The sequence below is a fragment of the Crocosphaera chwakensis CCY0110 genome (assembly GCF_000169335.1).
Classification (GTDB): Bacteria; Cyanobacteriota; Cyanobacteriia; order Cyanobacteriales; family Microcystaceae; genus Crocosphaera; species Crocosphaera chwakensis.
Genome location: NZ_AAXW01000028.1, coordinates 1 through 16,889, shown reverse-complemented (window position 1 = coordinate 16,889; position 16,889 = coordinate 1). Strand labels below are relative to the sequence as shown.

Below are 16,889 nucleotides of genomic sequence, written 5' to 3'. Positions count from 1 at the left end.
TTAACCTAAGAGTTGCTTTATCGGGCTATTGAAACTTATCGTTAAAAACCTTCCTGTTTTATATCAAGGAAGTTATTTTAAATGACTGTTAAAGTTGTTTCAATAATCAAATCATTGTAATCAAAATCCCTGCGATCTTCAAAACCAAAGATGTTTTGATCTAAGAGACGAATGCGATCTTTCTTATCATCATTGGCTCCTAAAAATGGAAAGTAAAGTTTTGATGAATCTGTCATGGTTTCCGGATTTGCATTAACAATCATAAAGGGAGCATAAATACTGCCTCCTGTCAATAATTCAGTGAAATTAGCTGTTTGTTTATTCTTAATTTGTAAGCCAATTTCCGATAGTTGACGGGATAAAGCAGCCTCTCGATAACCTTGATCTCCTGGGGTTATACCGTCAATTGTTCCCGTAAGATCGTCAATTTCATAAAAGCCAACGAAGTTATTTAAACTAGCACTACGACTAACTAAAAAGTCTGCTTGTACCTGCATTCCGCTAAATTCTCTTAAGTCGAATAATTCCCCTTGGTCTTCACTTTGCGGGAGAGTATTGGGGTCATTATTTTCTACCATTGAATCGGAATTTGTGGGATTGGAATTATCATCAATATCTGATTCACTTTCCCCTTCAGTAATGGGTGTTACATCATTATCATCAGGAACAGGATCATCAATAGATGGTTCAGAATCACTCGTATTAGAGAAGAAGAAATCATTAAAACTTAAGCTATCTGCATCGGTATTTTGGAGAATAGCAACAGGTTGCTCAAAAACAGTGATAACGGTGTCATTATTGTCTTGAATGGTATCCCAATTTGCTCCGCGATCGCCATAAACAAAACTGGTATTTAAGAGGCTAATTGTATCTCCTTCTGACGGATTAAAGTCAGTGATAATATTTGGTGCAATGGGTAAGTCTTCTTCATCGGTAACAATAACAAAATTATCAGCATCTTCCCCTCCTGTTATGGTATTATTTCCGGCACCCGTTCCCACAAAAAAGGTGTCTTTTCCTGTTCCTCCATATAACGTATTATTAACTCCTGCAAAGACAATATCATCATCTTCTTCTAGATTAATTATGTTGTTTCCTGGTGCAACAGAAACGTCAATAAAATCATTCCCTAAACCAGCAAAAAGAATCTGATTATCGCCATTGAAATTGAAACTATTATCAGGCTCAACTGAGTCAATAAAGTCATCGTTATCTGTGCTGTAAACTGTCTTCGGGAAAGCATTATTAACCTTTGCATTAACAACAAATTCACTAACAATTTTTGGCTGACGAGAAATAATATTATCAATATCAGCGAGTAACTCATTTTCAGAATAAGCTTCAATTCCGTAGGTGATTACCTTCAATTGCTGTGTTTCAGGGTCAATATCGAACTCTGTCCAACCATAAGTATGACCGACAAAATAATCACCTTGTAGTAAAGTCGCATCAATTAATCCGTCAGCTTGCTCTAAATTATTGTTCAGACCTAATGGATCAAATCCCAATGGAGTTAATAAAGTCTCGTTGACTAAGCTCTTAACAAAATCATCTTTGTCATTAATGATGTCATCAGTATCTGGTGCAATAGGTAGGGAATTATATAAAGTTTGTGCTTCAGAATTACCCGATAAAAAGATATTTGCTAAAAATTCTCCTGTCGGTGCATCAAAGGCCACAGCGCCGGTAGTTATTTCAAACGCATTGGTGGCAATTTGTTCGCCATTTATTTCTTCTTGATAGGTAAGATTATTAACAAAGGTAGTATGAACATCCGCAGCTACAAAAACCACATTATCAATACTATTTTCATTAATAAATTTGAGTATTTCTGTCCGCTCTTTTCCATACCCTTCAAACGCATCGGTATTGATCCCTGGAAAGATGTTTTGTATGGGTTCAGGGACCATGACAAATTTCCAAGTAATACCGTTATTTTCTGCCTCTAATAAGTCTTGTTTGAGATCGGAAAGTTGGACACTTCCTAATAAGGTTCGATCCTCAGTTAAAGATTCATTTAAGACATCCAAGCGATCACCTGTATCTAAAAAGTTTTCTGGCCCATCTAACCCTTCATCACGAAAAGAACGAGTATCTAAGACAAATACAGCAGCATCACTCCCATAATTACTATAGCGGTAGAGTTTCCGTTCTCCGTTAAAGCGTTCGTCCCCCACATCCCCATAAAATTCGTCTCTGAGGGGGTTATATTCCTGGAATGTTTGCATCCCATTTTCATACAGTTCTGTGTCGTTAATCAACCCTTCTGTTTCGCTGAAGCGATCATCTGTATCTGCATTGGCCCCTCCGGCGAAGTCGTTAATGACTTCATGATCGTCGATGGTTGCAAGGATGGAAGTTTTGGATCGTAACTCCTCCCAAAAGTTGAACCCTAAACGGGAGTCATACACCTCGCTATGTTTGGCACGATACTCTTGTATTGTTTCTGCTTGTTGTTTGCGGGTTCCGTCGGGGTTTTTCACTGCATCAGACTCGATGTCTGCATAGATAGTGTCACCATGTTCAACGAAAAAGTCCAGATCCCGATCCACTGCATTGGCGATCGCAGGATACGGGGCCAACTCCCCTCTCCAGTCTCCACTCACTCCAAACCTTAACCCTGCATTGGTTCCCAGTTCCGCAGAGGTTTTAAACTCTCCTATTGCGGTGTCTCCTGCTGCATCTGTCACACGATAGTAGTATTCGGTATTAGGGGTTAAGTTATCAATTTGCACCTTAACGGGAAGGGTGGGATCAGTAACAGTTAGGGTTTCGGTTGCGATGACAGAGGAGAAGTTAGCATCAGTAGAATATTCAATAGTAACGTCTCCTGTAAAGGTACTTCTGGCCCATAACACGGTACTATTTTGGGTGGTGTCACCGCTTGCAATACCATTAATAAGAGAGTTGGGGACAGGGTTACGGGGATCGTATCCCTCTGTATCTAATTTAAAAAAGGGTAAAGTTGCGTTTAAATCTTCTAAATCAATGTATTTAAAATTGGTGTTAAAATTCTGAATTTCCCCATCTTCTGGATCTTGAAATACCGTTGCATCTTCATTTGATCCATCATGAACCACTAACAGTCCTTTGGGAAACTTATCCCCTAAAGCAACATTAATAATATCGGCTCCGTCAGATTCTTCGACACCATCGATCCCATTATTTTCTCCTACCACAAAGTTACCTAAATAAGAATTACTTCCCTGGCGATCGTAAACAGCAAAAGAACTATCTCCTTGACTGGATGCAAGTAAGTAACCTTTCCCATCTTCTCCGTAATAAATGGTTAATCCTTCTACATCTGCGGTTAAATTACTATTAGGATTAATATCTTTTACCGTATCAACAATTGTTCCTGTATCACTGCTATCAGGTTCAGCATAAAATTTCCAAATTCCAAACCCTTCTTGACCTACATATAAATATCCTAATTCTCGATCCACTACCATTCCTTCGACTTGTGCATCTTCTACTTCACTATCATCAGGAATAGGAACAGATAAAGTGCGAACAATTTCAGCAGTTACGTTACCTTGTCCATCAGATATTAATTCTAATTGTGTAATTTGATCCCCATCTGCTTGAGAAACAAAGGTATAAACTTGTCCAGTAACGGGACTGGTATACGTAGCTAAACCATAAGCAGTTGCTTCTCCATCATCTACCCCAAAAATGCTTTCTAAAATATTAGAAGATGTAATATTTGTTAACTGTTGTGTGGTGGGATCAATTTTAAAGATGACTAACGTATCATTTCGGCGATCGCTAACAACTGCAATATCGATACTTTCTCCATCTAAGTTAAACCCATAAACCAGATCAACGTTGTTATAACGAATATTATCAGGGGTAATTTTTTGTATTTCGTTTCCGTCTAAGTTATAAAGAGCTAAACCACCATTTTTTAGTGCTGTAATGACTAAACTTTGTTCTACATCATCGGGATGAATATAAATTGCAGGATCATCTGAGTCCGAACCTTCTACTATATCTGGATCAGTGGGATTATCATAACGAATTTCTGAAGGAGTTTCTAAGGTTGGGGTAACAAAGGGAATAGAATCAATATCTAATTCAAACGCTGTAAACTGGGTAAACTGACTGTCATTAAAATTGTTATCACTGACAACAATTAAGGATTGATTGCCATTCGGTAAAGTCGGACCGAAAGCTAATGCTTCGCTATTATCTAGGGTTATACCTAAGTTATTAAAGTCAACTAATAGACGTTTTTGGGCAACCGCATCCACATCAAATAGACCATCATTCGGATTATTAGGATCAATGGCTAAACTCTCAAACTGACTAATATCTGTTGCACCTTGTAGGTTAACTTCATAGAGGCGAATATTATTGCCAACCCCGTCAGCGTATGATCTTTCTAACGCCAAAAAAGTTCCTGTATTATCAATCGCTAGTAACTCTACTAACCCATTATCAGCAAATCCCCCAGACGGATTAGAATCATTCGGAATAGTATCAGTAAAATAGAGAAATTCTTTCCTAGGTTCTCCCGTTTCTAAGTCATATTGCAAAATTCTTACTGCACTTTCATCTTCTAGAGTTGAATTCGTTCCATCTTGCCATAACGCATTTTCTACGGCTGTATATAAATAGCGTTCATCGGGAGTAATGGTTAAACTTTCAAAGGCTTGATTATTGCGAATTCCACTACTTTGATCGGCTGTTGGTAAGAATTTTTCGGGAACAGGTAACGTATTAAATTGTTGTCCAGATAAAGAAAACTCATTGACAAACGGATCGAGTAAGGTATTAGCATTGCCTTCAGAAGAAATAAATAAAGTACCCCGTGAGGTTACAGCAATACCTTCAGGATCAATCCCATTATTAATAAACGGGTTACCATCTTCGTTTAATAAAGTTGTAACACTGTTAAAACTAATATCTTCATCGTCTAAACTGCCATCGCTTAAATCTATATTAAGATTGTAAAATCGTGCATCATTTAACTGACTACGATCATCGGATAAACCATAGTAAACACCGTTAAACTTATCGTAAGTCAAGCCAGATATACCACCAAATTCTGTCCCTTCAACAGTAAACCCCGTGTCAAAATTAATATCACCAATAAAGTTAATACTTTTAACTGTTTTTCTAGTAGAATCAATCATGTTTTTTTCCACATTAACATCTGCATAAACTAAACGATGATCAGAACTTGGAAAGGGAAAATCTCCTACTAAATCAAATAAAGCATTATCAGAAGTTGGCCAAAAAATACCAGTTTCTGCAATCTCCAAATTCTGAGAAGGTAATACATAATCTACCCGTAAATTCCCTGAACTATTATCATTAAAGTCTGCTGTATCAAACTTAGGATCTCCTTGATGATTATTATTAATACCTCCCTGTCTATTAGAAGCATCTACACCTCCCTCACTTTCTGGAGTTACTGAAGTATTAATATAAGGATTATCTAATAATTGATTGATAGCATTGTTAACACTATCTCCATCAAAGGGATCAGCATTTTGATCTCCCGCAATAACAAATTTTTCCCCTACTTTTAAACCCCCAAAATTCCCTAGATCATCATAAATATAACTACCCTCTCCTGGTGTGATATAATCAGCCCAAAAACGAATTTCGTCGTGATTTCTTCTACCATTTCTATCTTCTTCCCCATCAAATACTGGAGGAGTAGGATGACTAACCAAAAAGTGGACTGTTTCTCCATTAATTAATAAGGGTAAATCCCAATGACTCTTAGAAGATAAGCGAAAATTATTTAATTCTTCTTCTGAGTAATAAGACTCCCCACTAACAGGATCAACTGGTAACAAAGCATTCGGCATATCCTTCCATAAAAAGGTCTGAAATGTTCTAACATTACTAAAGTCAATGGGATATTTTGAATAAACCGCCATACCAAATTGACCAGGAAAATTCCCAAAGCCAAAGGCATCATTACCATAACCCAATTCTCCAGGATTAGTAATAACTTCACCATTGTTATCTAAATCAAATTCTGATGCAATTCCTGTGTTAGAAGGAGCAACATAAAAATAAGGGTAATCAATCGGATTTACCCCCTTTTGACTAACGTTTAAATAGTTATTGTTAAAAAGTTGAGCAGCACCACCAACACTATCAAAGTCAAATTCATTAATTAAAATAACATCAGGATTAACTCGTTGAATAATCTCAGCAACGGTTTGACCTTGTTCATTATTAGGGGTCAATAAATCCGCAATTAACTCACCTTCTGAATTACGGTTTAAAGAAGCATTAAAAGTAGCAAAGCGAATCATAACTTTAACTGTTAGATGTTAGGGAAATAAGAATAGACAAAGCTAGAAATCTTCATTATGAAACAAGCTATTTTGAATCAATAGCTTCAGTTAACTATGAAAAAACTATTAAATTATGGAAAAAATACTCAATAGCTTTAACATACTTTGTTATTTATCAATCACAACTAACAGGCTCGCATCTTTTGATTAAAAAAAAATAATATTAGGGTTAAAATTAAGTTAAGTATTAATTTAATTGACAAAAATTCTTATAAATGCAATGATAAAAAAATTTAGTTGAAATACTATTTAGTAATTATTAAAAGGTTAAGAATAATATAAGCATAATTTAAGTTAAAATAAATCATTAAAAATACGTAAAATCATTTGACAAAAATTAACTAATCAATATATTTTTATATGTGGGTTAGCTAATCTAATGTGCTTTTTCAGGAAACGCAGGAAAAATTAAATTTCCCTGCGTTGAGGGAATAATCTTGTCTTTTCATGACAATAATTTCCCCCTTAACTTGTTATTTATTTTTATTGTAACAGGAGCTTACATATTGCTTCTGTTCAGTTTAATCATCCCGAAAAGTTGCTGCCCGATTCACAAGGAACAAAGTATAGAGGAAGGCGATTAGACATGGCAAAGAATGTCATTATTATGATCGGTGATGGTATGGGTTGGGAAATGACCCGTGCCAGTGCAATTCAGTTAATTATTGAAGAACAGATCGAACAGTACAAAGCAGAAAACCCTTCGGCAACCAACCAAGAAATTTTTGATCAGTTATTCGCAGGAGATACCCTGCAAGATGCTGATTATTACACTGAAGGGGCAGGATTTGGTACAAGCTACCACACCTTAGAAGGGTATGTCATTTCTACCACGGGAAATACCTACATTGACGGTGATAAAGGTAACTCGGCCCTACAAGGTGATCCGTTTGACCATAACACCGGTCAAGCACCTATTAGAGAGGGATTTGAATTCAATCCCGATCCAGCCTTAGTGGAAGGTTTCTTTGAAGAACTACGGGATCAAGGGTTTGATGAAGATGCCATCCTTGATGAAGATGGCAATATCCGAGGCGGTAACGTTCCTATTTTCAACCTAGAAAAAGGAGGGGAAAGTCCTTGGGACTCCGACTATTACGAAAACCGTGATAACCCCGATGAAGGGTTCGACAAAGAGTATATCAAGAACCTCTATCCCGACTCAGCAGGAACCGCAACAGGATTATACACAGGGGTTAAAACCTATGTCGGTGCGATCGCCGTTGACATCTTTGAAGAAACCGTCGAAACCACTGCAGAACGAGCGTTATCCACTGGTAAATCCGTCGGGGTTGTCAGTTCCGTTCCCTTTAACCATGCCACTCCGGCTGCTGCCATTGCCCACGTCAACCAACGGAATAAAACCACAGACGAGAGTGTTACAGACGAACTAGATGAATTTGGTCATCCTATTGAAGATACCGATAACATCTTCAGACAGATAGTAGATGAAGTCAAACCTACCGTCGTCTTAGGGGGTGGACATCCCGACGGCCGTGGAGATGAGCGTTATGTTACCTACGAAGAACTCGAAAAGCTTCGTAATGGGGAATATGACTACGAATTTGTCGAACGGGCGCCCGGTGCATCCGAGACATTAGCCGAAACAGCATCCGAAATTGATCCCGATGCCGGAGAACGGTTATTTGGTATTTATGGGGCCCGTGGCCAAGGGGGTAACTTACCCTGGCGCGGTGCCGATAGTGACTACAGTGAAGCAGGAACAGTACGGGATGAAGGCCGACCTCGTACAGAACGCCCCCTAGAAGAAGGGGAAACTGACGAAGAATTCATCGCCCGTGAAGTGGATGAAAACCCTACCCTCCAAGAATTAACTGAAGCAACCTTAGACGTTCTCGAAGACGATAACGAGGGTTTCTGGATGATGGTGGAAAGCGGAGACATTGACTGGTCTGCCCACGATAATGACATGGATGCCATGTTAGGGACGCTCAAGGACTTTGATGACTCTGTAAGAAGCGTTCAAGAGTGGATCGCAGAAAATGGTGGCTATGAAGAAAACCTACTGATTGTCACTGCTGACCACGATCACTATTTGACCTTAAACGATAACTTCCCCGAAGTGGTAGCCGAAGCCTTACTTTTAGGGGAAGGGGGTCTTGAGTTAACCATGAACGATGATCCCAACGAGTCTGGTCATTTCTGGGGATCAGATCCCGATGTCAAATATGGATGGGGAACTCATACCAGTCGTCCTGTTCCCGTTTACTTCCAAGGACCTAGCGAAGACGAAGCGTTTCTGCAAGGATTTCTTGGCGACGGTTACGAAGCTTACGGCACCGAAGTCGAAGGTGTGGGAACCTACATCGACCAAGTTCACTTAGGACTCACCCAATTAAACGCCCTTTCTGAAGAGTTACCCACCGCTACCCTGGTGGGTTTTTCTTCTTTACCGGCCGATACCTTTGAACCTGGACTCCCTGGCGGTTCTGGAAATTCCATTAGTTCAGATAACCGTGATGTTCCCTTTGATGAACAACCCGTACAAGGATTTAGTGGCGTACAGTTTGCTGAAGATGGTAACTATTGGTTCTTATCAGATAACGGTTACGGATCGAAAGCCAATAGTGATGATTATCTCCTGAGAATCTTTAAAGTTGATCCTAACTTCCAAACTGAAGATGGGGGAACAGGAGAAGCAGAAGTTTTAGACTTCATTCAACTCTCTGATCCTAACGATTTAATTCCCTTTGATATCGTTCAAGAAGGTACGACAGAAAGACTGTTAACCGGGGCAGATTTCGATATTGAATCCATTGTTATTGCTGAAGATGGTAGTATCTGGATCGGGGAAGAATTTGGCCCTTATTTACTGCACTTTAATGCCGATGGGGAACTCATTGATGCACCCTTTGCCACTCCTAATATTTACGACTTCAATACCTTAGATGGGGAAGATCCTCTGGTAATTGCTCATCGTGGGGCTAGTGGCGATCGCCCTGAACATACGGCCGGATTCCTCAGTTCTGATTTAGTCGGTTCCTACAATTTGGGCATTCGATTTGGTGCTGATTTCATTGAACCTGATCTAGTTCCCACCAAAGATGGGGTACTTATTGCCCGTCATGAGAACGCTTTAGCCATTGTAGAAACTGACGAAAATGGCAATCCCATGATGGATGAAAATGGGGATTATGTCATTGCTGAAGCCACCACCAACGTTCACTTATTGCCTCAATTTAGCGATCTCCTAACCACCAAAGTGGTCGATGGAAGGAGTTATACGGGCTGGTTTTCTGAAGACTTTACTTTAGCCGAAATCAAGCAATTACGAGCTTTAGAACGGATTCCTGAGATTCGTCCTGATAACACTGATTATGACTTCTTCTTTGAAATTCCCACCCTCGAAGAAATCATCGATCTCGTTAACGAAATTGAAGCAACCACCGGGGAACAAATTGGTATCTACCCTGAAACCAAACACCCCACCTATTTTGCTGAAGAGGGAAGCTTTATTGACGGATCTCCCATCAATATCAATACCTCACAAATCTTGATTGATACCTTAGTCGAAAAAGGATTTACCGATCCCGATCGCATCTTTATCCAATCCTTTGAAGTTAGCAACCTTAAGGATCTCTCAGAAAATATTATGCCAGAGGCCGGGGTTGATATTCCTTTGGTTCAGTTAATTGGTGGCGGTGGTGCGCCTTATGATTTAGAGGCCAGTGGTGATGGTCGCACCTATAGCGATTTAATTACCCCCGACGGGTTAGCAGAAATTGCTACTTACGCCGATGGTATTGGCCCGTCTAAACGTCGTATTGTTGGCACCAGCGATAATGAGTTACTCGAACCCACTACCTTAGTCGAAGACGCTCACGAAGCAGGATTACAGGTTCATCCTTACACCTTCCGAGATGAAGATGTCTTTTTGGCTGATGACTACAACGGCAACCCAGAAGCAGAATACGATCAATTCTACTCGTTGGGTGTGGATGGTTTATTCTCTGATAACCCCGATACTGCTCGTTTGGTATTAGATAAAATCACGGCTGAGTTTGTTAGTTCCCCTGATAATCCAGAAAACGCTGAATTTGTCAATTTAAGCCGTTCTCGTGGTTATGAAGGGTTAGGGTATAGTCCTGATTTAATGACCCTCTATCCCATGTTAGAAGGGCGTGTTATGGGTGATCCTGAAAACGCTTTACGGATCTATGAGTTTGATGTCGCATCCGAAAGCTTCGCCGACGAGTTAGCTGGTTACTACGAATTAGCAGATGGTAGCCATGCGATCGGTGATATGACTCCCATTAACGATAACGAGTTTATTGTCATTGAACGGGATGGCAACCAGGGAGAAGAAGCGGCCTTCAAGAAACTGTTTAAGGTGGATCTTTCCCAAGTGGATGAAAACGGCTTTGTTGAGAAGACCGAATTAGTGGATCTCTTAAATATTGCCGATCCCGACGACCTCAATAATGATGGTGAAACCTTCTTTAGTTTCCCCTTCGTTACTATCGAGGATGTTCTCGTTTTAGATGAGCAAACCCTGTTAGTGGCTAATGATAATAACTATCCCTTCTCCATTGGTCGTGGCCCTGATATTGACAATAACGAAATCATCCAGATTCAGTTAGACGAACCCTTAGATGTTGATCCTCGTGTGGGAGTGATTTCTGAAGTGGGTTTAAGCGTGGATAAAACCACTGTTTCTGAAGATGGGGAAACCTATACCCTCACCTTTACCCTGGATGAAGCAGCACCTGAAGGGGGTTTACGGGTGGTTTGGTCTGAAGTAGACTCCGATAATGCTTTCGGAGACATCGAATTTCCTCCCACCTTAACCAACGCCAGCAACCTAGAACAATTAACCCCAGAAGATGGCGAATTAGCTCGTTCTGCCATCACTATCGATGAAGGAGCAACCTCTGCAACCATCACCTTAACCACTGTTGCAGATGAGGTAACAGAAGGGGATGAAACCACCACTTACACCTTAATCGATGAAATTGGTTATGCACCAACTGATGATAGTAGTGTAACCGTCACTATTGAAGACACTTCTATGGCTGCACCAGCAGTTCCTATGATGGTACGGGGGTCGTCTGATGGTGATTTCTTCGATACAGAAAATCCAGGTGATGCAGAATTCATGGGCGATAATCAGATCCTTTTTGCTGGTTCTGGGGATGACTTTGTGGATGTTAGTCTTGCTCCTGGTGGTTCCCGCAGTCGTATTGACTTAGGTAGCGGTGATGACATCATTTTTGCCGGCAGCAATAACCGCATCTTAGCTGGATCAGGAGATGATATGTTATTCCTCGATTCTGGTGAAGGTAATAACATCGTCACTGGTGGTTCAGGTATGGATCAATTCTGGCTGGTGACTGATGCAGAAGCGTTACCCGCCAACCCTAATACCATCACTGACTTTACTATCGGTAAGGATGTGATTGGTTTTGGCGCAACGGATCTCAGCTTTGACGACTTGATGTTAACTCAAAACGGTGCAGATACCACCCTCAATGCTTTAGGACAAGATTTAGCGATCCTACGGCAAATTGAGTCTAGCGATTTGAGTGCAGCAGATTTTGTTTTTGCTTAATTAATTTTCCTTGGGGTAGGTAAGACCTACCCCTTGCTTACTCGGAGACTACTCCGCTCTGTAAAGACGGAGTAATCTCTGACCGCAAGTCATCTGATCCATCAATAAATAAAGGAAATCCCTAACTATGCCAAATATTGGAGAAACCACAGCACTTATTCCTCAGGCTGGTAGTTCTTACGAGCCTGAACATTTGCAAGACGGAGGAAGCGGTGATACCGACTTTCCTTATGGTCATTTTAAAGCCCTAGCTACAGTGGGGGAGATTGACCCAAACAACGGCCATGTATTAACTGGCTATCCTGACGGTCAAGCAGCTTGGCTACTAGATGAAGATACCGTAAGGGTGGCATACCAGTCCGAGTCCTATGCAACTTTATCCAGTGAAACCTATCCCTGGGAAATGGAAAGTGGGACGACCTTTACCGGCTCCCATGTTCACACCATCGACTATAATCGTGAAGCCTTTGCAGATTTTCTCAACAATGACAGTGCTGCCAGCGAAATGTTCGAGGGTGCAGGACATTTGTTCAACACCGTTTATAACGTATTTGGTGAGATCGTCGACGGCAAAAACGATGACCCCAATGATTTAAGTGCTAAGTGGGGTAATCAAACCTTAGCAGACGGGACACTGGTTGAGTTTGACGCAGATCAGCAACTAACCTTAGCAGACTGGTTCTTCCACTCTTTCTGCGGAGCCTATTACGAGCAAGCTAATAAGTATGGCGACGGCATCGGCTTTGAAGATGACGTATGGCTGATGGGTGAGGAATGGAACATCGGCGATATGTTTGAGGAGGCTGCTGCTGCGGCCGGTATCACTGAAGAGAACGCACGTCTTTCTCCCGGAGAAGATTTCTTCACCACTACTATGGGTTTGGCTTCCATGGTGGTCGATATTGAAAACGAGACGGCTTACACCGTACCTGTATTGGGTCAATCTGGTTATGAAAAAATCATGCCCATGAACTCCGGTCATGAAGACTATGTTGTTCTGGTTATGGCAGGTTACAACTTAGAGATCGAGCCAGCACCTCTGACTATTTACATCGGGAAAAAGGGTGTAGACGAAGATGGCAATGCCTTAACCGAAGATGCCAGTGAACGGGATTCATTCTTAGGTCGTAATGGTTTGCTATACGGTCAGTTGTACGGGATGGCTCTTGATGATGCGACCTACGCTGATATAGGTATCGAGAACGTAGATGCTGACGAGTTCATGATGGATGCCTACGCTACTGACGCTGACGCTCCTGATACCTTCAGTGCGCGGTACGTCCCTACCAGCTACCGTTGGGATGGTTTCGACACTCCAGAGGCCGCAGCCGATACTGAAGTATTCCTGTGGGAGCAAGATGGCGACACATTAGAAGATGGCACGGTTGAGGCAAATGAGCAACCAGACGGTTACACCTATTTCAATGGGGATAGCAAGACCGAACATCCAGCAGTTGACCCAGATATTACCAAGCATCGCTATGTCCAGAACCTGACTGTACCTAGCGCGCAGTTGGGTATCGAGTTCACCGATATTGTCAATGAGCTTGAGAACAATGATGCTGATGGCAATGGTTTACCTGACTATTTATCAGCAGACGTAACCCGTATTTTGGCAGGTGTAGATGGTGCATTAACCTTGGAAACGGGTGGCAAGGGACAAGGTAGCATTGGCCCGAATAATCCTGATGGCACGCAGACTCATGCAACCCATTTAGAAATTGAAGAGGCTCGGATGCACCAACCTGACGGTTTACAGTGGGTTAAGGCTTCTGACGGTGATTTCTTGATCGTGGATGAAGATTCAGGGAACGATTACGGCGAGCGTAAGTACGTTCTGCCTGTTGATTCTGAAACGTTACAACTAGAAGAAGACGGTAAAGGCTACTTTTTGGCGCAAGCGGGTGGTTCCCTTAACCCCCGTGCGATCGCAGAAGTTTCAGCCATTCCTGATACATTCAGAAATCGAGGAAGTTCTGAGTTTTCAGGCAGTTGGAACGTGACTCATCTTGTGGCGAAAAAGGAAGACGGCAGTTTCTACACCCAAGAAGAGATTGCAGGAACCGGCGCACAAGAAATTATCGGTAGCAAGACCTTAGCTGAACAGACTTTTATCGGTGTGGTGCAGCATAGTGGTGAGTCTGGTGGCATTATTGCTGAGCGTAATGCAGACCAAGGGGGTCAGATATTCCAGTTCAACATCGATCTCAATCAAACTTCTGAACCTGAACCCGAACCTCTTCCAACGACTGTTTTTGGAACTTCTGGGGATGATTATTTTGACACAGAAGTACCTGATGACCAGCGATTTGAAGGAGATAATCAGATGCTCTTTGCTGGTTCTGGGGATGACTATGTAGATGTCAGTTTTGCTCCTGGTGGTTCTCGCAGTCGCATTGACTTGGGTAGTGGTGACGACATCCTTTTTGCTGGCAGCAATAACCGTATTATGGCTGGTTCTGGGGATGATATGTTATTCCTCGGTTACGGTGAGGGTAACAATACCGTCACGGGTGGTTCTGGAATGGATCAATTCTGGCTCACTACTGATGACGAAACCTTACCTACTGAAGCTAATACCATCACTGACTTTACCATTGGTGAAGATGTAATCGGTTTTGGTGCAACGGATCTTAGCTTTGACGATTTGATGTTAACTCAAAATGGTGCAGATACCACCATTAATGCTCTCGGAAAAGATTTAGCCATCTTACGAAGCATTCAATCTAGTGAATTGAGTGCATCTGATTTTGTCTTTGCATAATTGTTATTAGTAGGGTGGGTAAATCATTGATATGTTTTAATGATTACTCACCTTTCTTGTCGTTTTTGTATTGAGAAAAAATAACCAATAATTGTTGTAACAAGGCATAAAAAAGGAAAATTAAACTCAATTCTATGATAGAATGTTCCAATGATTAGGCTTCTAGTAACATTTCTTTATGAATAACGACTTTAACAATCCTAATGATGATGATCTAGAAAATTTAGAGCGTCTTGAAGCACATCTGAGAGAGATTGATAGCCGACTATCTGAACTTCAAGAAAATCGCCAACAGCTAGATAATCAGCTTAAAGTTCGTAATTTCATGGACAAATTGAGAGATGTGGCTAGACAAGCGGATCAACAGATAAATTCCCTGAATTTTAGAGAGAGATTCTGCCTTTTATATCGTCAATGGCTAACCAGAACTGTTAGTTCGAGCATTGATCTTCTCAATCTTGCTAGTTTAGCCGCAACTGTCTTCTTTGGGCTTAATTTACCTATTTTAACTGCTTCCTTTTCTGCTATTGGTATTATGCGGAGACTTTCTGACAATTACTGCAATGATATCATGGAAGATAAACAAGAGGATGAACAATAAAAACCCTACCTAGAACTTTCTTATTTTGACTCTAGGTTACGTTTGGAGCGTATCATTGCTATTTTTCTCTCTATCTCAGACTTTTCTTGCTCTAGTCCCTCAATTTCTTTGTCCGTTTTCTTAATTTCTGCTTCAATTTCCTCTTTGGTGGGTATTTGTCCGTACAATTCTGTCTCTTTGTCTGTTAATTCACTCAAAACCCTTTCGACAGACTCACTGAGACTGCAAGAATCATCGGGTGTAATACCAACACGGACTAAAGCCTCAACTGTTTCGACTACACTCTCTTTGTAGGCTTTTTCCGATTTGTTCTGTTGGAATCTATCTAATTTTAGAAGTTTTTGCAAATTCATTGAATCTATGTTGACAGTGGGAAAAAAGGTAGTGTTAGCCAAGTTAATTTTAATCAACCAACAATTGTTAGTCTAACTGATTTTTAAAAGTTTTGTCAATCAGTTTGATAAATTATGTAAATTATCAGATCTTTTTTCGCAAAAATAGAGAAAAGGAGAAAAATCATCTTCATCTTTCTCCCTTAAAATATTCATCGGCATTTGTGTTATTTGACGGAACTGAAGGACTCGAACGTCTTATCAATCGCTTCCAATAATCCCCAGTTTTCCGAGTAAGAAATACCTGCTTCTACTTCTCTTTCTCTGTCAATATAAATAAGCATTGACGTGATCACTGCTCGGTCGTTTATGATGATAATCATGGACAAGACTATCGCCTGTTAAGACTAAAAGACGCACAGGAAGATGATAGAATTTGTAATCAAATAATTGCAACAATTGTTGGTATAAAAGAGTAATAATTGTTGGTTTTCAATCTTCAAAAAATCCCTTATGATAACTTCAATGCTTTACTGAAGGTAAGGATATGTGTCAGACAATTGTAAATGAAAAAAAAATTAAAAGTATTTATGTTAACGATACGGACAGAATGGTTATCCTAAAAATTGATAGAGGACAATGGCGAGAAAAAGTCGTTTATCCAAGAGATAATTGCATCTTTTACGCTCATGAAGACGCTTATCTAGAGATTTATAGTTATGAATTTACTAGCATGATTTTGTCTGATCGAATCCCTGTTAAACAACTTATCTTAGTAGATGGGGTTGCCTCGTCAAAAGAGAATCCTGAATTAGTCGTTGTTTAGATTGTTTAAAGTCAATACAACAAATGTTGGTGGTCTTTTGAAAGAACTTCTCCTATTTTCTTAAGAGTGGCATTAATCTTATTAGTGTCATGGCAAGAGGAAATTCTGTAAATTGTATTGGAAAATACCAAAATGACTACTTTTTTTAGATTTAATGTACTGATTCAAGTAATATCTGGAGGTCTTTCATGTCCACTTTCGACATTGGTCCAAATCTTGAACAAGCTAAAGACATGGCAGATCATAATGGCTTAGATGTGGATAAGATTGAAGCTTTATTACAAGATATTGAGAAGATTTTACAACGTTCTTTATCTGAGAAATATAAGGCGATTTTTTACCTATCCGCAACAGGCCTTTTTTCAGCAGAAGATTTAGCTGAAATATTTAACCATAACCCTAAAAATCTTAACGGAGATTTCAATAAAAATTTCGGAGATTATCTCAAACCTGATTTGGGTTGAAAAGCAGTGATCG

General features: G+C 40.4%; 6 protein-coding genes and 2 pseudogenes. 6 read left to right on the top strand and 2 right to left on the bottom strand.

Annotation, left to right across the window (positions count from 1 at the left end):
• Nucleotides 1–77: 77 nt before the first annotated feature.
• Nucleotides 78–6,278 carry a phytase gene (locus tag CY0110_RS16565; RefSeq protein WP_008276646.1) on the bottom strand — a complete coding sequence of 2,067 codons (6,201 nt, stop codon included), beginning with the start codon at nucleotides 6,276–6,278 and terminating at the stop codon, nucleotides 78–80.
• A 628-nt stretch (nucleotides 6,279–6,906) separates the two neighbouring features.
• On the opposite strand from CY0110_RS16565, the pseudogene CY0110_RS30970 reads away from it, so the two are divergent.
• The 4 genes and pseudogenes from CY0110_RS30970 to CY0110_RS16550 all read left to right on the top strand — a co-directional run.
• Nucleotides 6,907–10,848, top strand: a pseudogene (locus tag CY0110_RS30970) (alkaline phosphatase); the annotation flags it as partial.
• A 525-nt stretch (nucleotides 10,849–11,373) separates the two neighbouring features.
• Nucleotides 11,374–11,889: pseudogene (locus CY0110_RS29985) on the top strand (M10 family metallopeptidase C-terminal domain-containing protein); the annotation flags it as partial.
• Nucleotides 11,890–12,016: 127 nt separating this feature from the next.
• Entirely contained in the window at nucleotides 12,017–14,653 is a 2,637-nt protein-coding gene (locus CY0110_RS16555; RefSeq protein WP_008276643.1) for a M10 family metallopeptidase C-terminal domain-containing protein, read from the top strand.
• A 178-nt stretch (nucleotides 14,654–14,831) separates the two neighbouring features.
• The gene (locus CY0110_RS16550; RefSeq protein WP_008276642.1) at nucleotides 14,832–15,254 is read left to right on the top strand and encodes a hypothetical protein; all 423 of its coding nucleotides are present in this window, start codon (nucleotides 14,832–14,834) and stop codon (nucleotides 15,252–15,254) included.
• Nucleotides 15,255–15,274: 20 nt separating this feature from the next.
• Here CY0110_RS16550 and CY0110_RS16545 read toward each other — a convergent pair whose 3' ends face one another.
• Nucleotides 15,275–15,607 (bottom strand): hypothetical protein, encoded by a 333-nt coding sequence (locus CY0110_RS16545; protein ID WP_008276641.1) that lies wholly within the window; start codon nucleotides 15,605–15,607, stop codon nucleotides 15,275–15,277.
• 526 nt (nucleotides 15,608–16,133) lie between these two features.
• On the opposite strand from CY0110_RS16545, the gene CY0110_RS16540 reads away from it, so the two are divergent.
• Nucleotides 16,134–16,412: a DUF1830 domain-containing protein gene (locus CY0110_RS16540; RefSeq protein ID WP_008276640.1), complete on the top strand. Its 279-nt coding sequence runs from the start codon at nucleotides 16,134–16,136 to the stop codon at nucleotides 16,410–16,412.
• 188 nt (nucleotides 16,413–16,600) lie between these two features.
• Nucleotides 16,601–16,876, top strand: a complete 276-nt coding sequence (locus CY0110_RS16535; RefSeq protein ID WP_008276639.1) for a hypothetical protein — start codon at nucleotides 16,601–16,603, stop codon at nucleotides 16,874–16,876.
• Nucleotides 16,877–16,889: the final 13 nt, after the last annotated feature.

Bases quoted from the DNA above. Each gene is read 5' to 3' on its own strand.
- CY0110_RS16565 (WP_008276646.1), bottom strand. From the start codon at position 6,278: ATGATTCGCTTTGCTACTTTTAATGCTTCTTTAAACCGTAATTCAGAA.
- CY0110_RS16555 (WP_008276643.1), top strand. From the start codon at position 12,017: ATGCCAAATATTGGAGAAACCACAGCACTTATTCCTCAGGCTGGTAGT.
- CY0110_RS16550 (WP_008276642.1), top strand. From the start codon at position 14,832: ATGAATAACGACTTTAACAATCCTAATGATGATGATCTAGAAAATTTA.
- CY0110_RS16545 (WP_008276641.1), bottom strand. From the start codon at position 15,607: ATGAATTTGCAAAAACTTCTAAAATTAGATAGATTCCAACAGAACAAA.
- CY0110_RS16540 (WP_008276640.1), top strand. From the start codon at position 16,134: ATGTGTCAGACAATTGTAAATGAAAAAAAAATTAAAAGTATTTATGTT.
- CY0110_RS16535 (WP_008276639.1), top strand. From the start codon at position 16,601: ATGTCCACTTTCGACATTGGTCCAAATCTTGAACAAGCTAAAGACATG.